The following is a 21,361-nucleotide window of genomic DNA, read 5'->3' as shown; positions in this document are numbered from 1 at the left end:
GGTGATTAATATGCCAAGGATTCTAACATACCGAAACTATTTGTTTTCAAGCCTACTTTTCTTAATAAGCTACATAGTTTTATTTAGCCCATCCGTATGGAGTGAAGAACCTTCATCAGCCCAGCCTGCTTATGATTTACCGAACTATTATCCTGCTGAATTTCAGTACAAAGCAGTGGTTGATCAGTATCTTCCTAGAAAAGGAAAACTTGTCCTAAATGCTCAACATTTTCCCATTTGGCAAAATGCTAAACTACATTTACTCGCTCAAGAATATGCGACTCTTCATGCATTAAAACCCGGTATGACCATAGGCTACAGTATGAAAAGTATTAATAGCCAAATGATGATTAATGAGATATGGGAACTCCCCAAGGAAATGGCTCCTCCTCCTCACTAGCTTCTTGACTGATTGGACTACGTAATTTAATAGAAGGAAAGCATGAATGAATAAAAAAAATGGTTTCTCGCTGATAGAGCTTATGATTGTTGTAGCGATTATAGCTATTATCGCTGCTATTGCTTACCCTTCCTATCAGAATCATGTTTTAAGAACTCGTCGTGCAGATGCCCAAGCAGCATTAATGCAAATGTCACAAGCGATGGAACGCGCTTATACAGAAGCATCACCTAATACCTATCCAACCGCATTAGGAACTGGAACAGGTAAGTTAAACTTTCCATCTGAAGCTCCCTTAGATGGTGATAATAAGTTTTATGATTTAAAAATTGCTGCAGCAGATGGGACTAGTTATTCTTTAACAGCAAAACCAAAAGCGGGTCAAACTGGAGATGGGCTTTTAAGATATGAATCAACTGGTCGTAAATGTCGTTTCAATACGGATGGTGCAGCAGGTACATGTGCCGCCGGTGTTACTGCAGGCACTGCAGTCTCATGGGATGCTCGCTAGATAATCAATAAATCAAATTTAAGTGCTAAGTTGTTACATCAATTGCTTTATACATTGCTTCACCTGATGTAAATAATGCCCACCAAATAAATTATAATGATTCAATAGATGATAAAGATTATAAATGGGACGTCGCAATACATAATCTTCTGACAGAGGGAAAACCTGATTATAACCAGTATAAAAATCTTGTGGGAAACCACCAAATAACTCTGTCATGGCAATGTCTATTTCTCTATCGCCGTAATAACAAGCAGGATCGTAGAAAAAAGGCTCACCGTTTGCTGTGAAGCCTGTATTACCACTCCAAAGATCACCATGTAATAATACTGCTTCTGGTTGATGGTCCACTAACAACTGTTTAATAGCGTCAATTATTTCTTCGCAGAGAGCCGCTCCCTGTTGATTAGCCATTTCCAATTGAACACCAATTCGTTGCTCAGCAAAAAAATCTGACCAATTTGTTTGCCAATGATTTACCTGCAAAGAGCGTCCAATAAAGTTATTTTGTGACCAACCAAAATGCACTCGTGTTGTCGTTTTATGCAACTGCGCAAGCTGACGACCAAATTCACTCCAATTACCCATGCCAGGAGCAACATACTCTAATAATAAATAGTTACAACCATCTTCATGATCTGTGGCTATAACCGCAGGTACTTTCAAACAGTCAGCTTCTTTTAATACTTGTAAATTCAGTGCTTCTGCTAAAAAATTAGTATTTTCATCATCGTGATTTATTTTTACAAAAAAGCTTACATCTCCTTGTCGTAAAGCGAATGCTTGATTAATATCACCACCTACTAATGTCTCAATATATTCTATATCAAAAGCACAGCCTAAATAATTAGAGATATGCTCATTCAATATACTTTGCAACTTTGGAGATATGATCATGATGTACTTAAACTATTGGTAAAAGTTTAAACAAAATTACTTTATTACTGTTTTATTTACAAAGCCTATACTAAAAATGAAAAAACATCATTAATATTAAGTGATGTTAATCCATATCCTCTATTCAATAATATGCAAAGCATTTGCATTTATAAATAAGTAATCATAAGCCTGAACTATCAAACTAAAAGAAAAGTGAAACACATTAATGCAGTCGTTATAAATTTTAAAAAAGTACAATAACCACCACTCAATCCCATGCAACTTATCCCTGTAAAACAAACACATTCTGTAAACTGGCTTATAACGCCTGATGGTCAGCCTCGAGGTTATATAGCCCCTCACACCCTACAAGAACTTTGGTTTCATACAGGCACAGCTTGTAATCTCCGTTGCCCCTTTTGTTTAGAAGGATCTAAACCTGGTGATAATCGCTTAGAACTCATGAAACTTGAAGACATCCAGCCTTGGATACATGAAGCATTGTGCTTAGGTGTTCAACAATTTTCATTTACTGGTGGGGAGCCTTTTGTCGCAAAGGATATGGTAAAAATTTTGCGATTCGCCAGCCAGTATCGTCCTTGCTTGGTATTAACGAATGGTACAGCGCCTCTTCTACAACGTTTACCACAGCTTAAATCGTTAATTTCATCTCCTTATACAATTCGATTTCGCATTAGTATCGACTATCCAGACGCTGTACAACATGATAAAGACCGAGGAACAGGCTCTTTTTCACTGGCACTTAAGGCGCTCCGTGAACTCCATCAAATAGGGTTTCCAGTCTCAATTGCTCGCCAACAATTAAGGGAGGAAAATTCAGAATATGTGACAAATCAGTATCGGAAGCTACTGGATAACATCGGCCTGCCACAGTCAATTTCTATCATTCCCTTTCCTGACTTTGCGCCTCCATTTACTCACAGAAAAACGCCTCACATTACTGAACACTGCATGCGAACCTATCATTCCCCTACTAGCCGACAACACTTTATGTGTGCATTCAGCAAAATGGTGGTTAAGATACGAGGGAATCTACGGGTATATGCCTGCACCTTAGTTGATGATGATCCTGAGTATGACTTAGGGGCAAATTTGCATGAAAGCATGAGTCAGCAAATTCGTCTTGGGCATCATCGCTGCTACAGCTGCTTTGCTTTTGGCGCCTCCTGTAGTGAAGGCACATAAAGCTGGCTTTTACCTCTTAATTAATGAAGGAGGTTATAAGCCCCAAAATTATGTCAACCACACAAGTAAGTGCCCGTTCCAACAGCACAAAGCTCATGTTGATCGTTATAAAACTCTGAACGCGTTACAGCGACTTTATTACCTGAACGCAACAATGTAGCAACCACATAAAAGGCATTACCTCGACCTGGACGCAAGTAGTCTACACGTAAATCTATGGTGCTAATTTTTGATAGACGCTTAATACGCTCTTCTAAGCTCAAATGCTCTAATTTACGGAAAGCACCCACCAAAGCCATAGCGCCTCCAGTAACGTCCAGCATTGCCGAAATAACGCCACCATGCAATATCCCCATAAAGTAATTACCTATAAGCTCTTCTTTCATTGGTAAATGCATTTCAACACAATTAGCTTCAACACGAGTAATCTTCATCCCTAAAAATTTATTGAATGGAACCTTGTCAAAAAATGACATCACTGCAGCTTTTATTTCAGGTAAAAACTCTTCAACATCTTTTGTACTATGCTTCACTGCTTCCCACCCTTGAAAGCGTTAAAAGTAGTAGACCTGGATATCCGCTGAGATCAAGGGCATATCAGTATCTTGAAATACGACATACCCTAACTTATCCCCATATCCTTGGTTATAGGATAATACCCTCTAACATAACGCCAGAACAGCATGTACCAACTTTTCTATCCCTGCTGAGGCTTCATTTATTCGCTGCGCAAGCATATAAGCTGGTGTTGTGACTAGTTTATGTTGTTCATCAATGACAACATCGTCTACATTACAAGGCACATGCTGTGCGCCCATGGCATTGATCGCTTCGGCTGTTGCTGTATCGTGACCAATCGTACACTTTACTTTATCGCCATAAATTTTGGCTGCTAATACCGGGGCAATGCAGATCAAGCCAACAGGTTTTGTCGCTTTAGCAAACCGTTGACAGACTTCAAGTACTTCAGGCTGTACTTGCATAGCCTGTCCCTCAGTTGCAAATGAACATAAGTTCTTTGCAGCACCAAATCCGCCAGGAAAAATTAATGCATCAAAATCTCCTTCTCTAAGCGCAGACAAACTTTTTATATCCCCTCGAGCAATTCGGGCAGCTTCAACCAGCACCTGCCTTGTTTCGCCCTCAACCACTTCTCCAGATAAATGGTTAATCACATGTTGTTGAGGGATATCAGGCGCAAAACACTGGTAATGTACATTAGCTTTATCAAGGTGCAACAAAGTTAATACCGACTCATAAATTTCAGCTCCATCAAAAACACCACATCCAGACAAAATAACTGCAACACGTTTCATTTTCTCTCCTTGTTTTGCTGTTGGAAGTACTTTAAGTCGAAGTATCAGTTAAACAACAACCATACAACCGCTAGCTTTTAGTCAAGATAGCTTTTGCATTCATAAAATTAGAAAGTCCTAATAAAATACGTTTTACGAATTATGTTAACCAGATCAAATTTATCAGGGTACACTCACCTGAAATATACAATCATCCAAATCCAAAGCATGTAAATTTTTTTTTATTACAATATTATGCCTAGTTTACCTGTACAAGTACCTTACTCATTAGATGCTTCATGGACCTTAACGATATCTGCACCAAAGTGCTCAACCCATTGTGCTATGTAAGTTTACCAAAAAATATATAATTTCAATAAAAAAATAACGCAAAATTAATTAATATTACTTCCATAAAAAACACAACCATTCTCATTTAAATAAATCGATAACGTCGTATAAAAACTGCTTTTTCCGACTTTATTTAAAGTAAATTTCATCACTCACAGACTTTCCCGACATGAATTTTTGACTTCACGCAAATAAAATAAAATAAAATGAATTAGTTGTTTTATTGTCATCTTTTTTTCATGTTAGAATCTATCCCGCAGAAGAGAGGTTAACTACTTATTACTCATTACTTGTTTGGTTTTTACCAAACAACGTATTCCCTCAGTGAGAATATATAACCATAGTGAAGGGTAAAAATTCATCACAAAGGGTTTACGTAGTAAGACCCTATAACAGGTTTTAAAATGAACTCAATTAAAAAGGATAATGGTTGAGTACAAATAAAGCATGTTATAGGCAACGTGGAACGTTAGAAATAAGCAGTAAATGATACCCAAAGTAACGTAAACAAAGCAGTACCTCCTGTTACTTTGTCATTAACAATGGCAAAGTAACAGACTTTAAATGCTATTGATAAAAAAAATAGTTGCTCTGGGTTCAAGTATTAGGTGCAAACATTATAAAAAAACCTACATGTTAAGAAAGCATACATCCCCTGTGCGACAGTCAGCCAAGGGATAAGCCAATGGCATATGCGTTCTTGCAGTCACACATGCCAAGAGTAGTAGTTATGCAAAAAATTATACTTCCTACAACGTTAGTGATGGCTTCACTCATTACACTTTCTGCTCATGCAGAAATGACTTATAGCTTTGGCAATGTCAGTGTCAACTACCTTGAGTGGGATGCGGATACTGAAGTCAAAACAGGCAGAACAAAAGAAGACTTCTCCTACCTTGAAATAGAAGGCGGTGCCGGCTTCAACTGGGGTGAGGTTTATGGCTTTTATGACTTCGAGGAGTGGGATAAAGACTCAGATAAATACCGCTTCTTTGGTAAAGGCAATGTGCGTTACTTCCTCGGTGATCAGGGCTGGCATTTATTTGGTCAGGTTTCTGATTTCAGAACAAAAGGCTTCGATGAAACCAATACATTTTTAGGTATTGGCAAAAGCTTTAATTTTTCCAATGGCTTATGGCTAAAAGCCCATGCAGCTATCCATCATACTTTCCAAGGTGATGAGTTTGGCTCATTTAATGGTCATAATGGTTATCAGCTAGGTGTTGTTTGGGGTAAAGACTTCTCTGCACTAGGTCAAAACTTTACCGTAGCACAATGGCACGAGTACGACTTTATGCGGGAAGATGACTATATGGGTAGTCATGATGGTTCACCCAATACCTCCGGTTATAATGGCGCAATTTCTGGTTGGTGGCATGTCAATAATCACTTTGATGTCGGTGTTCAATACCGCTATGCTGATGATTATTTAGGTTCTCCTACATATCAAAATGGTACAATACTATCACTGAAGTATAATTTCTAAAAACTAAATCTCCCTCGTCTAGTTAGTGACAAGTAAGGACGCTGACTACTAACCCATTATAATAATAATGATGCGTTTCTCCTTATTAAAAGCCAATTTCATATTGGCTTTTTTGTTTATATTTTTTCCAAAAATTATCCATATTATCAATATCCCCAAACGAAGGGTATAACTAAGGTGATTCCAATGCTTTCACCACAATGGATGACAACTCTTCACTGACAAACTTGGTTAAAGCCGCATCAGCCCCACTAGCATCAGCCGCAGCAGAAGTAATATTACTGGATAATGATGTATGTAATAAAATATACGTTGAAGATAAATCCTGATCTTTGCGTATCTCTCGCGTTAACGTATACCCATCCATTTCAGGCATTTCAATGTCTGAAATAATCATATCCACATGTTTACCCTGTTGATGTAAATCGCGTAATAAATCCAGCGCTTCTTTACCATCATTTGAAACAACATACTTAACCGGAAGGTTATCCAACGTTTGACACACTTGCTTTCTGGCCATACTTGAATCATCTACAACCATTATTAATTTGTCTTGTAACACCGCAACCTGCTCTGGCAATAGTTGTAAATTCAGTGTCGAATTTCCTAAATGCTCTGGCACAACCTCATTAAGTACTTTTTCGACATCGATAATTTCAACCATATCCTTATCAAGTGAGGCAACCCCCGTGACATAGCTGCCTTTCCCAGTAGCTTTGGGGGGTGGCAAAATATCTTGCCAGCCTAAACTAACAATGCGCTCTACCTCTCCCACTAAAAAACCCTGCATGGTTCGATTAAATTCTGCAATAATTATATTTATTTTGCCTTTAGCATCACGCAGTGGTGCCAGTCCAATAGCTTGGGCCAAGTCAATTACACTGAGAGGAGAGCCTCTTAGTTTTGCGATACCAACAATTGCAGGATGTGCATGAGGAAGCTGGGTTAGTTTTTGTGTAGGTATAATTTCTTTTATTTTTAAGACATTGATTCCATACCGCTGTTTACCACATAATCGGAATAGCAATAAATCCTGTCCTAAGTGGCGTTGATTACTGTTATTCGTTTGACTTATTCCTGTCATATTTACTCTCTAATGGATAATCCATACGTTCAATCTGTCACTAATCCTTAGCGGCAAACAAAATAATATCAGTCAAAATTAAGTTTAGTTTAACCTCAACAGAAATCGACTCTAGTGTACATCCATTATTTCTTCGTTAACTTATACCCATAATCAAAGGTTTATCGTAAGACAGAGCATAGTTAACGCGACTTAAGAACGCAGACAAAAGCCAGATAATGCGTATTGAACTGTTTGCCACAAGGATGCAGCAAACAAGCTTACAAAGCAGGATTCACGGTGTGTTTGAAGGTCATTATGCTGGTTTTGGACAAAGGTGCTCCCGCAAAAACTTAAAGTATCGTTGCCGAATGGTTTCACTTTCATTGACTAAGTGATGCTTTGCCGATGGGAGTATGAGTTTTTTCGGTTGCGTAAAAATTTTATCCAGTACTTTTAAGTTATGTTGCCAATCTACCGTTGAATCTTGTTCCCCCTGAATAATAACAGGAGAAAGTGAACTTTTATCACTGCCTTCGATTTCCTTAATCCAGTGATGGAGTGCACCGACCCAATCAACAGACAAGTTTATAGGCTGTAAAGGATCTTCATGGCGAATAAATTCTACAAATGACAGATCTGTTGAGTTAGCCGTGAAACGTCTTTTAAGCTGTCGAATAAAAGGCTTAAGTAAGAAATAAGCACACAACGACTGCCGCCAAGCTCTTGGCCTAACAAGCGGTGCTAATAAAACAATATATTGAAAAGGACTGGTCACTACATCAAATTGATTACGCTGCAGGTAATCAATAATCACTGCACCACCAGTACTTTGCCCAATGATATGCCATGGTTTAGGTAGTTTATTTTCAGCGAACTGCAAACATGTTGAAAGCGCACTTTCATACTCTGAAAACATTTGAATCGATGCTCTTGACCCTGTAGACAAGCCATGTCCAGGTAAATCAAACGCAAAAACATTAAAACCGAGCTGAAGCAAAAACTTAATCACATGCCTATATAAACCTATATGGTCATAATAACCATGCAGTAAATAAAAAGTGCCTTTTGAGTTTGACTGTTTATAGATATGACAAGCAATCATGTAAGGCGTTGATTCCAACCAACCAAAAAAATGTTCTACATCGGATAATTCCTGAGCGAAATCAATTCCATAATAGCTAAAGTAAGCCTGTTCGTTTGCTGTTGGTTGGGTAGGAGCATCCAGCAATAAAGGCCTAATGCCCTGCTGTAACTGTTCTAAAGAAAATGGAAGCGTTTTCATTAATAGCCTATTTTTTGCACTTTTCCACAAATGAGAGCATATACATTAACTGCTTATATCATTTTCACTAAACGGAGCAAATGCCAAAGACTGAGTTTTTGTGCAGCATAGTGAAATAAATCATCCATGAACCAAACAACGCCTTGTCTATAATTAACTGCTAAACTCAATATTGTCTGACAATTTTATGATATGACACTGAATTCAGGCTTATACCTCTAAAGATTCAGTTATTGAAAAAGGAATTATTAATAAAAATAAATAACTTTGTTCATAACACCATATAATAAGGACAGTTTAAATGTTATCCCCCTACTGCTTTCTTTTAGCCTATCTAGTTTCAACAATTCCTTTAATTGGTTGGTTTCTTGGTGGCACATGGAATTTATTGTTTTTACTTTTCTATCTATTGTTTCCTGCTGTTGATTTTGCTCTTGGCTGTAGCAAACAAAATCCTACTCCTCAACAAGAACAACAGCTGCTAAATGATTATCGCTATAAGTTTATTATTTGCGGATATAGCTGTATTCAACTGTGCTACTTAGCTTTAGGATTTTACAGTGCAAAATTCGAAGTTTGGACTTCAACATTAGCATTGTCATTTAGTACAGGATTTCTGGTCTTTGCTGGCGCTATCAATATTTCTCATGAACTTGTACACCGTAATACCAAGCATGAACGATTACTGGGTGGATTTATGCTAATGCTAATTGGTTATGCAACGTTTAAAGTAGAACATGTTAGAGGCCATCATGTTAATGTTGCAACCCCCAAAGACGCCTCTACTGCAAAACTTGGTCAGTCGATCTATTTATTCCTACCTCAAGCCATAATCAGAAATATTATTCAAGGGTTTAAATTAGAAGCTATTCGTTTAAACAAGAAGAAACTGCCATTTTGGCATTGGCAAAATGAATTACTTTGGTGGAGTGCAGGGACTATGATACTGTGGATAAGCTTTGCTTTGTGGGCAGGATGGCAAGGTTTGATGTTTATCTGGATCAGCTCAATTTGTGCCATCCTTTCGCTAGAAATAGTGAATTATGTTGAACATTATGGCTTAGTCCGCAAGCAGTTGTCTGATGGTCGTTACGAACGCGTCAGCCCAATACACTCTTGGAATGCCAGTGAAATATTCTCAAATGCAGGACTTTTCAATTTACAACGTCACTCAGATCATCATGCCCACCCAGCCAGGCGTTACCAAATATTACGGCATTTTGATGAAAGCCCACAGTTGCCTTCAAGTTATGGCGCAATGATGTTACTTGCATTAATACCCCCACTCTGGCGCATGGTAATGGACCCTAGAGTCATTCAATATCGACAACACGCTTTAGGGGATATCTAATAACCATAACGTTTACATCTAGTTAAGGGTACCTCTAAAAAAAGTGCATTTTTAGAAGTACCCTTAAGTAATATAGATATTGCTTATTTTAAACTATTATAAAATGCAGCCAAATCAGCAATATCTTGGTCACTTAAATTTGCCGCTTGAGCGTGCATAACAACAGCTTGCCCTCCTTGTCGCTGTTTTGTACGGTACGCCTTTAACGCACTTTCCAAATATGCAGCATTTTGACCCGCTAAATGTGGATAGATAGGAATTTTAGCGTGGCCATCCTCACCATGGCAGGCCGTACATATTTTTGCCTTATTTTTACCTGCCTCAATATTTCCTGCGGCACTGGCATACATTGAGCACAAACTGAAAAGTGATAAAAAAAACACCCAGAAAAACTTCCTCAGTAATACAGACATAAAATTCCTCATATGCTAATACACAATGTAATAATAATTAATTTGCATACAGATCATAACCCATTTTCACCCTGCTACACTAGGCACACAAAAAGTGACACTTTTATTTAATTTTAAAGACAACTCAAATAAACTGGCGCTCTATAGTAGCCCATTTAAAACCTTTACCATTTTGACGGAAAATATACGATTATTGAGTTATATTTAGGCAAAATATCAGAGATAAAAAATGAAGTTTTGATCAAACACACCGGTTATACCGAATGATTTATTGACACATTTTCCGTACCTAATTCATGCGTATTTTTTATGCAACTCACCGAGTAAATTGTCTAACGAAAACCTGCCACTGTGGTCCATAGTAAAATAGGTATATACTAGGCCGCTCGTTTTATACACCGTGAAAGGGAGAGCTTGCATATGTCCAAGCAGTTTGTTGTTCGCCAGTTTCCTGTGACACGCATGCGCAGAATGCGCTACGATTCTTTTTCCCGCCGTTTAATGCGTGAGCATAGCTTATCCACAAATGATTTGGTGTATCCTATTTTTGTTACCGAAGGTTCGCAACAACGTGAGCCTATCCCCTCTATGCCAGACATCGAACGTCTAAGCATTGATCAACTCGTCATCGAATGCAAAACACTTGTTGAATTGGGAATTCCTGCTATTGCCCTATTTCCTGCACCTGATGCTGCGGTAAAATCAGCCGATGCAAAAGCAGCCTATGATCCTGATGGGTTGATGCAACGAGCAATAAATACTGTCAAAAATGCATTCCCTGAGTTAGGCATCATAACTGATGTAGCTCTTGATCCTTATACAACACATGGGCAAGACGGTATTATTGATGAGTCTGGTTATGTATTAAATGACATTACTGTAGACGTATTGGTAAAACAAGCACTAGCACAAGCTAGAGCAGGTGCGGATATGGTTGCACCTTCTGATATGATGGATGGACGTATTGGAATTATACGACAAGCCCTGGAAGCTGAAGGTTTTATTAATACACGCATAATGGCTTACTCTGCAAAATATGCATCAGCCTACTATGGTCCTTTTCGGGATGCGGTTGGCTCCAATACAACATTAGGTAAAGGTAATAAATTCACCTATCAAATGGACCCTGCAAATAGCGATGAAGCCCTTCAAGAGGTCGCACTTGACTTACAAGAAGGTGCAGATGTTGTGATGGTCAAGCCTGGTATGCCTTATTTGGATATTGTTCATCGGGTTAAAAAGGAACTTCAAGTACCCGTTTTTGTCTATCAGGTGAGCGGGGAGTACGCCATGCATAAAGCTGCTGTGGCTAATGGCTGGTTGGATAATAATGGTGTCATGCTAGAAAGTCTGATTGCAATGAAACGAGCAGGTGCAGATGCTATTTTCACCTACTTTGCCAAAGAAGCCGCCGAACTCATTCATTCAGCCTAAGCAAACCCCATTTATCTTTTTTATTTAGCTATACCCTAAGCCAACCTTTATGAAGCACTATTATAAGGGCACCTCTAAAAATAGTAATTTTTTTGTGAGAGCAAGGAAGCACTGCACGGAGGACCGCAGTGTATAAGAAATACATGAGGATCCGAGTACAGCGCTAACACAGCTTTCACTGAAAAAGTGCATTTTTAGAGGTGCCCATAAGTACAACGGATAAACAGCATATACTTAATAACCTGCTATCAAGTCCTTCGCGCTAAGGGTATAGTAAGCATCATCAAACACTTACATGACAACCACCAATAAATAATGTTTTACGTAGGGATGCTTTGACATTGGGGTTGTTGTATCACGTAACGACACAAGTTTACAGACGCTATAATGAATATTAATCAGGCCATTCACTATCTGGTCCGTACTGCTTAGCAAGGAGTATTATGAACTTGTCTGCCAGTCAAGAAATTCAAGAGGCTGCCAACGAAACAGTTGAAGAGCCGAGCAAAATCACGGACTTATCAAACCCCGACTATTATATTAACAGAGAGCTTAGCCATCTCGAATTTAATGCTCGGGTGCTAGAGCAGTCCTTAAATGAATCTTACCCTCTACTTGAGCGATTAAGATTTCTGCTGATTTTTGGCAGTAATATGGACGAATTTTTCGAAATTCGTGTTGCCGGCTTAAAACAGCAAATCAATTTCGCTCGAGAAAAATCAGGGCTAGATGGAAAACAACCCCAACAAGTATTAACTGAAATTGCCCAAAAAACCCATGAGTTAGTTAATAAACAATACCAAATTTTAAATGATGTATTACTGCCTAAGTTAGAAGAACAAAACATCTGTTTTTTGAGAAGAACTCAATTCACGCCTAAGCAAGCGGAATGGATAAAAGATTACTTCTACCAACAAATTTTACCTGTTATAAGTCCCATCGGACTGGACCCCGCACACCCATTCCCTCGGTTAGCGAACAAAATACTGAACTTTATCGTTTCTTTAGAAGGTAAAGATGCCTTTGGTCGTGAAACAGGCATGGCAATTATTCCTGCCCCGCGATCACTGCCAAGGCTCATCAAATTGCCTGAAGATCTGAGTAATGGCAAAGAATGTTATGTCTTTCTATCTTCAATGATTCATAGTCATGTTGAAGACCTTTTCCCTGGCATGACGGTAAAAGGCTGCTATCAATTCCGTTTAACACGTAATAGTGACCTCACACTTGACTCTGAAGAAGTCGAAGACCTCGCAAGAGCACTGCAAGGGGAACTATGGTCCAGACGCTATGGTGATGCGGTCCGGTTAGAGGTTGTCGCTAATTGTCCACAACCTTTAATCAATTTTCTATTGAAACAATTTAACCTGACAGAACAGGAGCTTTACCAGGTTGATGGACCCGTCAACTTAGGACGTCTAATGAGTGTTTGTAATAGTGAAGATCACTCAAGCTTACAGTATGAACCTTTTAGTCCAGGCTTTCCAAAAGCCCTGGTTAAAAATGAAGACTTACTGGGTGCTATCAAAAAAAATGACATATTACTATTACACCCCTTTGAGTCCTTCACCCCCGTTGTCGATGTTTTACGCCAAGCGGCAAAAGACCCTAGTGTATTAGCGATAAAACAAACGTTATATCGTACAGGAGCCAACTCAGAAATTGTCAGTGCCATGGTTGATGCTGCCAGAAATGGTAAAGAAGTGGTTGCGGTCATAGAAATTCGTGCGCGGTTTGATGAAGAAGATAACCTCCAGTTAGCCAGTCGGCTTCAAGAAGCAGGTGCAGTCATTGTCTATGGTGTAGTTGGCTATAAAACCCATGCCAAAATGGCATTGATTATTCGCCGTGAAGGTAAAACAATGCAGCGTTATGTGCATTTGGGGACAGGTAACTATCATGCTGTCAATGCGCGAATTTATACAGACTACAGTTTTCTGACCTGTAACAAAGTACTAACTGAAGATGTACATCAACTATTCCAGCAGCTCACAGGTATGGGTAAAGCAGTGCAAGTTAAAAAACTACTGCATGCGCCTTTTACCCTTAAAAAAACCATACTCGAATTGATTTATAATGAAGCTCATAATGCAAAAGAGGGTAAGCCCGCCAAAATTATCATTAAAGTCAATTCCATGACGGAAGCAAAAGTTATTAAAGCACTTTATCGTGCAGCCCAGGCAGGCGTGGAAATAGATTTAATTGTGCGTGGTACCTGCTGCTTGCGTCCAGGCATTAAAGGGCTATCTGAAAATATTCGTGTTCGTTCTATTGTGGGCCGTTTTCTTGAACACACCCGCGTCTATTACTTTTGTAATGACAACAACCCTCGGGTATTTTGTTCCAGTGCTGACTGCATGGAACGTAATTTAGATCGCAGGGTAGAAACAGCCTTCCCAGTTGAGAATCCCAAACTAGCCTTACGTATTAAAAAAGAACTGGACATCTACTTAAGTGATAATTGTATGAGCTGGGAACTTCAAACGGATGGCGGCTATATCCAAAATCATCCACCTGAAGGTGAAACTGAAAGAAATGCTCAGCTAATATTATTAGAGAAGTTAGCACGTTAGCGCTCAATCATCTTGAGCCGCTAATACCTTAAACCCTCTACCTAAAGTGCACGTCAAATGAACTATTTTTCAGACGTGCACGTTGAACTAAACATTATTAGAAAAAAATCTAAAGTGATAAGACTTCTGTTTTCGAAGACAGCGCCACTCTTTTTAAAATCTTTTTGAAAGTTGCAATTAATCTGTCTATGCAACAGAAAAGCTAAAACCCGCTTTTGCAAGATACAGCTGTTCTTGCTCAAAATCCGCCTGCGTTAAAGGATGCTCAGACAACCACCCTGCTCCCAAAGTTAAGCTTAATCCCGTGCCAGAAGTTGTGGTTTCCAAATGATACTCTGGCAATAGCTCATCATCCCGAACATGGTTGAGTAAAATGGCAATCCTTAACAAAATAACAAGCTTAAACATACGAGCTGCTACACCCGGTACAAAATCAACAAACGCGTCTTCAGGCAGTGCTCGCCGATGACAGCGAACTAACATTGCTAAACGTAGCTGGTCATCTCGCGAAAAACCCAACAGGTCAGCATGCTTTAGTATATAAGCACCATGCTTATGAAATTGCGCATGGGAAATATCCAGGCCAATTTCATGTAACTGGGCGGCCCAGCCAAGCAGTTGTCTATCTTCCTGTTCTAAGAGCCACACGTTATCTACTTGGTCAAAGCATTTAATCGCATGCTTACTCACACGCTTGGCATGCTTGGTATCCACATGATAACGCCGCATTAACGCCTGGACTGTGCGATTACGTACATCCACATGATGAAAGCGTCCCAACATGTCATACAAAAGCCCTTCTCTTAAGGCACCATCGGAGTATGCCATCCTGGGGATTTGAAATGCTTCAAACACAGCCATCAAGATGGCCAGTCCTGCCGGGAAAATCCCAACACGATCAGGCTTAAGTCCTGGTAAGTTGAGTTTATCTACACAGCCTACAGCGATTACCTGTCGCCGAAGATGTTCTAGCCCTTCTAATGTAATACCTGAGCCAGTCATGCCTAACCCTTGCAAAACAAAGGCAATCGACTTTACCGTTCCTGATGAGCCGATTGCTACGGACCAGTCTGTTTGCTGACAGTCTTCTATTATATTAAGTAGCTCCAATCGAGCCGCATAATATGCAGCCTGGAAATTTTGGGCGCTAATGACACCTTGAGGAAAAAAACGTTTAGTGTATACCACACATCCCATGTGAAGACTTTCTAAGAGTGTCGTATTAAATCCTTGCCCTATAGCAAACTCTGTACTTCCTCCACCAATGTCGACCACTAAGCGTGCTTCATCTTGGCCCGCCACAGTATGAGCAACGCCTTGAAAAATTAACCGTGCTTCTTCCCGGCCCGCAATAACATCAACAGCATGGCCCAACACTTTCTCCGCAGCCGAGAGAAATTCTTCAGCATTCGTCGCCATGCGGAGTGCATTGGTACCAACTACTCGTATTCTGTGCGCAGGTAATCCTCTGACATATTGTGCAAACCGGCTTAAACATGCTAAGCCTCGATCTATAGCATCTGAACTAAGTACGCCATGATCATCCAACCCTGCTGCTAACTGAACTTTTTCACCCAAACGCTCAATGGGCCTTATTTCATCACCTTCCTGCCTCGCAACAATCATGTGAAAACTGTTTGAACCTAGATCAATTGCTGCGATCAGGGACTGGTCATTATGTTCGGAGCGGGATATGCTATCGGTCATCAGCAGTCCAAATTGGCTAATTTTTGTTATTATCTGGGTGAGTGTCTAAAATTCACCAAGTCAATAACAAGTACGACAAATTAATAACAAATAACAACAAGTCAGTATCATATTACTGCAATTTAATGGGTCATCTTAGCGAATTGTTTGCTTAAGGAACAGAGTGCTATCATAGGCCCCATTTTCTTTTTGGAATATATCTTGGAGAAACTGCGACATGAGCGAACATATCAAGCATGTAACTGACGACTCATTTGACCAGGATGTCCTCAACGCTGAAGGACCTGTACTGGTTGACTATTGGGCTGAGTGGTGCGGTCCCTGTAAAATGATTGCTCCTGTATTAGATGCTATTGCGGAAGAGTATGCAGGTAAGCTGACTATTTGTAAGATGGATATTGACAAGAACGAAAAAACACCACCTAAGTACGGCGTACGCGGTATACCTACGTTGATGCTTTTCAAAAATGGTAATGTTGAAGCAACAAAAGTAGGGGCTTTATCTAAATCTCAGCTAACTGCTTTTCTTGATAGCAACATCTAATGGTGTGATGTTTCTTGTCAAATCAGTGCAGCATAGCCTGCACTGTATCCCAAAAAGCCCCATACAAACAGCTATTAATAGTGACTCATACAACGTTTATTGCATATTCCTATTTTTTTCTGGACTTAGTAGTAGACTGAATCTATTATCAGTGATAGATTATGCAAACTAGCCTAATTGAGTGCAGGAAGCTATTCTTATTACAGTAATTCAGCTGTTGGTTCCTTGTAGGACTACCCTTTAAGGTATTGATAAGTCAGCTGTATCGAAGTAAACAGTCTCTAAACAAGAAATACCAACCTCATGTGTTACTTGTAATTGAGATTTTCTCGTAATACGCTATCTATTGTTATACTGTAATCTGTAATTAAGTTGTGCTGTAATTTAGTTACGTTAGTTAACTGCAGAAGCTGATATTTTGTTGTAAAACAAAGAAATACTGAAAAGATAGAACTTCAAAAACATAAATTACTTTACAAAAACTAATTTACAAGCAATAGTGCGATCGAAAAACGAACTGTACAAAATAATTGTACAAACGAAATATAGAATACTCGATTCAAACAATACTTACCGAATTAGTAATTACCAAACACATACCTTGGTTTCTGCTATCACTACAGCAACTTAGTATACCTTTCATTGTTATTTCATATAACCCGCTATGAATCTTACCGAATTAAAGCAAAAACCCGTCCCAGAATTGCTGGAAATTGCAAGCCAAATGGGACTAGACAACTTAGCCAGATCCCGGAAACAGGATGTAATTTTTTCAATACTGAAGCGTCATGCCCGCAGTGGTGAAGATATTTATGGCGATGGTGTACTTGAAATATTACAGGATGGCTTTGGCTTTCTGCGCTCTGCGGACAGTTCTTACTTGGCAGGCCCTGATGATATTTATGTATCTCCTAGCCAAATTCGCCGCTTCAATCTACGTACAGGCGATACGATTGCAGGCAAGATACGCCCCCCTAAAGATGGTGAACGCTATTTTGCACTGCTAAAAGTTAATGAAATTAACTTTGGCAAGCCTGAAAATGCAAAAAATAAAATATTATTTGAAAATTTAACGCCTTTATTTCCCCAAGAACGCCTGTTAATGGAAGCTGGTAATGGCTCCACTGAAGATTTAACAGCGCGTATTATTGACTTAGTCGCCCCTTTCGGGAAAGGGCAACGTGGCTTAATTGTTTCTCCGCCAAAAGCGGGTAAAACATTAATGCTACAAAATATTGCGTCCAACATTTCACGTAATAACCCAGAATGCCACCTTATTGTACTTCTCATTGACGAACGTCCAGAGGAAGTCACAGAAATGGCTCGTTCTGTACGAGGCGAAGTGGTAGCAAGCACCTTCGATGAACCTCCTTCTCGTCACGTTCAAGTGGCAGAAATGGTTATCGAAAAAGCAAAACGACTCGTGGAACATAAAAAGGATGTTGTCATTCTTTTAGACTCCATCACTCGTTTGGCTCGAGCTTACAACACTGTGATTCCCTCATCAGGAAAAGTACTCACCGGTGGTGTTGATGCTCATGCACTAGAAAGACCAAAGCGGTTCTTTGGTGCAGCACGGAATATTGAAGAAGGCGGCAGTTTAACTATTATCGCTACAGCCTTGGTAGATACTGGTTCTAAAATGGACGAAGTTATTTACGAGGAATTTAAAGGTACGGGTAATATGGAACTGCATCTTGACCGACGTATTGCAGAAAAACGTGTGTTCCCTGCGATTAACATTACTCGCTCAGGTACTCGTCGAGAAGACTTACTCACCACGGAAGAAGAGTTACAGCGTATGTGGATTCTACGGAAAATACTTCACCCAATGGATGAAATTGCTGCCATTGAATTCCTCGCTGACCGAATGAAAGACACAAGAACAAACGAAGAGTTCTTCCAATCCATGAAGAGGAAATAAATACTCTTCAGTATGTGTATTGAACCTCCAATCAATCATAACCATCTGCTGCTTCAGTAGGTGGTTATGGGCTAAAAATATAAAATCACTGGTGCTTTATTGTTTGGCTAGTGGTCATTATTAACCCAATAAGTTGCGCTCAATTTAGCGTATTGGGTACACATAAATAATTCCCTTACAAACCGTCCCTTTTGTCATAATTCATGGCTAGCTATAATGCTGGTCTGAATGAGGCATTTTGGACTCCGATGAAATACAAAGATTTACGCGACTTTATCAAACAGTTGGAAAAAAAGGGTGAACTCAAGCGTATTAAGACCCCTATTGATCCCTATTTAGAAATCACCGAAATTGCTGATCGGACTTTACGACGACAGGGCCCTGCCCTTTTGTTTGAATCACCAAAGGGGTCTTCAATCCCTTTATTAGCGAATCTGTTTGGCACACCTGAACGGGTTGCTTATGGAATGGGAGCAGAGTCTGTTTCCCATTTACGAGAAATAGGTCAACTGTTGGCTTACTTGAAGGAGCCTGAACCTCCCAAGGGAATGAAAGATGCTTGGGAAAAATTACCCATCTTCAAGCAAGTCATGAATATGAGTCCAAAGCAGGTTCGAAATGCACCTTGCCAACAGGAAATTTTTAAAGCATCTGATGTTGATCTCACCTCATTACCTATTCAAACATGCTGGCCAGGCGATGTTGCCCCTTTAGTAACCTGGCCCCTGGTGATTACCCAAGGTCCACATAAGCCTCGCTATAATTTAGGCATTTATCGAATGCAGCTGCTAGGGCGTAATAAACTCATTATGCGCTGGTTATCACATCGAGGCGGTGCTATTGATTACCAAGAGTGGCAAAGTGTTAACCCAGGAAAACCTTTTCCAGTTGCAATTGCCCTTGGTGCTGACCCAGCAACCATTTTAGGGGCAGTCACTCCAGTTCCTGATACTTTGAGTGAATATGCATTTGCTGGCTTACTTCGAGGCAGTAAAACTGAGCTTGTAAAATGCCATACCTCTGACTTACAAGTTCCCGCTAGCGCAGAAATTGTGCTAGAAGGTTTTATTTACCCAGATGAGTTTGCCCCTGAAGGCCCCTATGGTGACCATACAGGCTACTATAATGAAGTTGATAACTTTCCTGTTTTTACCGTAGAGTGTATAACCCACCGTACAAATCCCATTTACCATAGCACCTATACCGGCAGGCCCCCAGATGAGCCCGCAATTTTAGGCGTTGCACTTAACGAAGTTTTTGTACCTATATTACAAAAACAGTTTCCAGAAATTGTTGACTTTTATTTACCGCCTGAAGGCTGTTCATATCGTCTAGCAGTTGTGACCATCAAAAAACAATATCCAGGTCATGCCAAAAGAATTATGTTAGGTGTCTGGTCATTCCTACGACAATTTATGTATACCAAATTTGTCATTGTTACTGATGATGATATTGATGCTCGAAACTGGCAAGATGTTATATGGGCAATGACAACCCGGATGGACCCTCAGCGAGATATGACATTTGTTGATCATACCCCCATCGATTACCTTGACTTTGCATCGCCAATTTCTGGTTTAGGTTCTAAAGTAGGGATGGATGCCACCAACAAATGGCCTGGTGAAACAAACCGAGAATGGGGAAAACCCATTGTGATGACTGAATCAGTTAAACAACGTATTGATGAACTATGGGATCAGCTAAACATAATGTAATAAAAAACTGTCAATAAGACCCGTAGCGCAGAATTTTTAGGGTCAGCAATCAAACGATAATGCCTCAGAAGCTAAAATGAATAAACGACTAGGAACAAATTGCTGACAACAAACCATAAAAATTAGTTGCGAAAGGGATAACCGCTTGTGAAATTATAATTGTGGAGCGCCAGCAGTGACTACAAAAACCTTAGAAGTGAACATCTACAGTATCGATCGCCTCCCTAACACTATTTTTCGCGTTCGTCTTCAACAAACAACTGAGCCATTACCTACCTTTTATGCTGGTCAGTATTTAATAGTTCAATTACCTAATCAGCAACAATGTCCTTTATCTATTGCCAGTGCACCAGAACAATACCAAAACAGTGATTATCAGCTTGAGCTTCATATTCAATATTTACCTGAAAGTGAGCTTTCAAAACAGGTAATTGACTATATTCAACAACAAAAAACGCTAACCATTACTTTACCTTTGGGCAACTGCCACTTAGCAACAATACCTAAAAAACCTTTGGTCTTTATTGCAGCAGGCACAGGTTTTGCGCAAATGAAAAGCATGTTAGAACACTGTTTTGTCCAACAACATGCCTATCCATTGCACTTATACTGGGGAGCAAGATTATCAGAACAGTTTTATTTACAAGCACTCCCTCAACAATGGGCCAAAGAAAATAAAATAATTTTCCATCCAGTTGTGAGCGACTCAGCCATTGAAGATGAAGTGTACCGATCAGGTTTATTAATTGAAGCAGTTCATGAAGACTTAGTAAATATAAAAGATGCTTTCTTTTATATTAGCGGCTCACCCACCATGGTTTATGCTACATTTGATGGGCTTATAAGTGAAGGTATAGCTGCTGATCATATCGCAGCAGATGTGTTTGATTATGCACCCAGACAAAAATAACTCGATTGTATATTCAGGATTTCACCACTAGGCTGAAATCCTTTCCTTTTATACCCCTTTCAAAATATTTTTTAAACCACGCTATCATTAACGATTTAAAGAAATGATTCAGCAATTTAATTTTTTATCCACCTTTCTCTAGCGCTAAAAACCCTATAAACAAATCGCAAAATACAAAAGTATTTCACGAAAAACAATCCAAAAATATCTAAAAAAAACAACGTCCCTTACCTATTTTCTCATAAAAATATTAACACTCATCTATTTTTTTAATCATATTTCATTATCATTTTCACTGTGAAGCATATTTTATT

General features: G+C 39.4%; 18 protein-coding genes. 11 read left to right on the top strand and 7 right to left on the bottom strand.

From position 1 onward, the window contains the following. Positions 1-10 precede the first annotated feature (10 nt). Positions 11-400: a hypothetical protein gene (locus ACQ96U_RS21930; protein WP_431723412.1), complete on the top strand. Its 390-nt coding sequence runs from the start codon at positions 11-13 to the stop codon at positions 398-400. Between the two features lie 46 nt (positions 401-446). After that, the gene (locus ACQ96U_RS21925) at positions 447-911 is read left to right on the top strand and encodes a type IV pilin protein (protein ID WP_431723411.1); all 465 of its coding nucleotides are present in this window, start codon (positions 447-449) and stop codon (positions 909-911) included. A 33-nt stretch (positions 912-944) separates the two neighbouring features. On the opposite strand, the gene ACQ96U_RS21920 is transcribed toward ACQ96U_RS21925, so the two are convergent. Beyond that, positions 945-1,778, bottom strand: coding sequence for a fructosamine kinase family protein (locus ACQ96U_RS21920; RefSeq protein ID WP_431723410.1), 834 nt, complete (start codon positions 1,776-1,778; stop codon positions 945-947). Between the two features lie 288 nt (positions 1,779-2,066). On the opposite strand from ACQ96U_RS21920, the gene ACQ96U_RS21915 reads away from it, so the two are divergent. Continuing rightward, entirely contained in the window at positions 2,067-2,996 is a 930-nt protein-coding gene (locus ACQ96U_RS21915) for a radical SAM protein (RefSeq protein ID WP_431723409.1), read from the top strand. Between the two features lie 53 nt (positions 2,997-3,049). Here ACQ96U_RS21915 and ACQ96U_RS21910 read toward each other — a convergent pair whose 3' ends face one another. Further along, on the bottom strand, positions 3,050-3,529 hold the full coding sequence (locus tag ACQ96U_RS21910; RefSeq protein ID WP_309227368.1) for a thioesterase family protein: 480 nt from the start codon (positions 3,527-3,529) through the stop codon (positions 3,050-3,052). Positions 3,530-3,658: 129 nt separating this feature from the next. Next, positions 3,659-4,312, bottom strand: a complete 654-nt coding sequence (elbB, locus tag ACQ96U_RS21905) for an isoprenoid biosynthesis glyoxalase ElbB (RefSeq protein WP_431723408.1) — start codon at positions 4,310-4,312, stop codon at positions 3,659-3,661. 1,060 nt (positions 4,313-5,372) lie between these two features. On the opposite strand from elbB, the gene ACQ96U_RS21900 reads away from it, so the two are divergent. Continuing rightward, positions 5,373-6,128, top strand: a complete 756-nt coding sequence (locus ACQ96U_RS21900) for an outer membrane protein OmpK (RefSeq protein ID WP_230409169.1) — start codon at positions 5,373-5,375, stop codon at positions 6,126-6,128. Positions 6,129-6,300: 172 nt separating this feature from the next. Here the strand turns inward: ACQ96U_RS21900 and ACQ96U_RS21895 are convergent, their stop codons facing one another. Beyond that, positions 6,301-7,212 carry a chemotaxis protein gene (locus tag ACQ96U_RS21895; protein WP_431723407.1) on the bottom strand — a complete coding sequence of 304 codons (912 nt, stop codon included), beginning with the start codon at positions 7,210-7,212 and terminating at the stop codon, positions 6,301-6,303. Between the two features lie 295 nt (positions 7,213-7,507). Then, positions 7,508-8,476, bottom strand: a complete 969-nt coding sequence (locus ACQ96U_RS21890; protein WP_431723406.1) for an alpha/beta hydrolase — start codon at positions 8,474-8,476, stop codon at positions 7,508-7,510. Between the two features lie 301 nt (positions 8,477-8,777). Here ACQ96U_RS21890 and ACQ96U_RS21885 point away from each other — a divergent pair, with 301 nt between their 5' ends. Next, positions 8,778-9,827 (top strand): alkane 1-monooxygenase, encoded by a 1,050-nt coding sequence (locus tag ACQ96U_RS21885; protein WP_431723405.1) that lies wholly within the window; start codon positions 8,778-8,780, stop codon positions 9,825-9,827. 83 nt (positions 9,828-9,910) lie between these two features. On the opposite strand, the gene ACQ96U_RS21880 is transcribed toward ACQ96U_RS21885, so the two are convergent. Next, the gene (locus ACQ96U_RS21880; protein ID WP_431723404.1) at positions 9,911-10,240 is read right to left on the bottom strand and encodes a c-type cytochrome; all 330 of its coding nucleotides are present in this window, start codon (positions 10,238-10,240) and stop codon (positions 9,911-9,913) included. A gap of 420 nt (positions 10,241-10,660) precedes the next feature. On the opposite strand from ACQ96U_RS21880, the gene hemB reads away from it, so the two are divergent. Further along, positions 10,661-11,674, top strand: coding sequence for a porphobilinogen synthase (gene hemB / locus ACQ96U_RS21875; RefSeq protein WP_431723403.1), 1,014 nt, complete (start codon positions 10,661-10,663; stop codon positions 11,672-11,674). 443 nt (positions 11,675-12,117) lie between these two features. Then, the gene (gene ppk1 / locus ACQ96U_RS21870) at positions 12,118-14,247 is read left to right on the top strand and encodes a polyphosphate kinase 1 (RefSeq protein WP_431723402.1); all 2,130 of its coding nucleotides are present in this window, start codon (positions 12,118-12,120) and stop codon (positions 14,245-14,247) included. A 186-nt stretch (positions 14,248-14,433) separates the two neighbouring features. Here ppk1 and ppx read toward each other — a convergent pair whose 3' ends face one another. Next, positions 14,434-15,954, bottom strand: a complete 1,521-nt coding sequence (ppx, locus tag ACQ96U_RS21865) for an exopolyphosphatase (RefSeq protein ID WP_431723401.1) — start codon at positions 15,952-15,954, stop codon at positions 14,434-14,436. A 217-nt stretch (positions 15,955-16,171) separates the two neighbouring features. Between ppx and trxA the strand changes: the two genes are divergently transcribed. From trxA to ACQ96U_RS21845, 4 genes are all read left to right on the top strand, one after another. Then, complete coding sequence (gene trxA, locus ACQ96U_RS21860; RefSeq protein WP_027707567.1) at positions 16,172-16,498, top strand: thioredoxin TrxA; 327 nt, start codon at positions 16,172-16,174, stop codon at positions 16,496-16,498. A 664-nt stretch (positions 16,499-17,162) separates the two neighbouring features. Then, positions 17,163-18,422: a transcription termination factor Rho gene (rho, locus tag ACQ96U_RS21855; RefSeq protein ID WP_431723400.1), complete on the top strand. Its 1,260-nt coding sequence runs from the start codon at positions 17,163-17,165 to the stop codon at positions 18,420-18,422. 248 nt (positions 18,423-18,670) lie between these two features. Continuing rightward, on the top strand, positions 18,671-20,137 hold the full coding sequence (gene ubiD / locus ACQ96U_RS21850) for a 4-hydroxy-3-polyprenylbenzoate decarboxylase (RefSeq protein ID WP_431723399.1): 1,467 nt from the start codon (positions 18,671-18,673) through the stop codon (positions 20,135-20,137). Between the two features lie 175 nt (positions 20,138-20,312). Beyond that, the gene (locus ACQ96U_RS21845; protein ID WP_431723398.1) at positions 20,313-21,047 is read left to right on the top strand and encodes an NAD(P)H-flavin reductase; all 735 of its coding nucleotides are present in this window, start codon (positions 20,313-20,315) and stop codon (positions 21,045-21,047) included. Positions 21,048-21,361: the final 314 nt, after the last annotated feature.

The sequence above is a fragment of the Zooshikella sp. RANM57 genome, assembly GCF_050749885.1.
Classification (GTDB): Bacteria; Pseudomonadota; Gammaproteobacteria; order Pseudomonadales; family Zooshikellaceae; genus Zooshikella.
The sequence above is the reverse complement of the archived record's forward strand: the minus strand, read 5'-3'. Positions and strand labels throughout refer to the sequence as shown.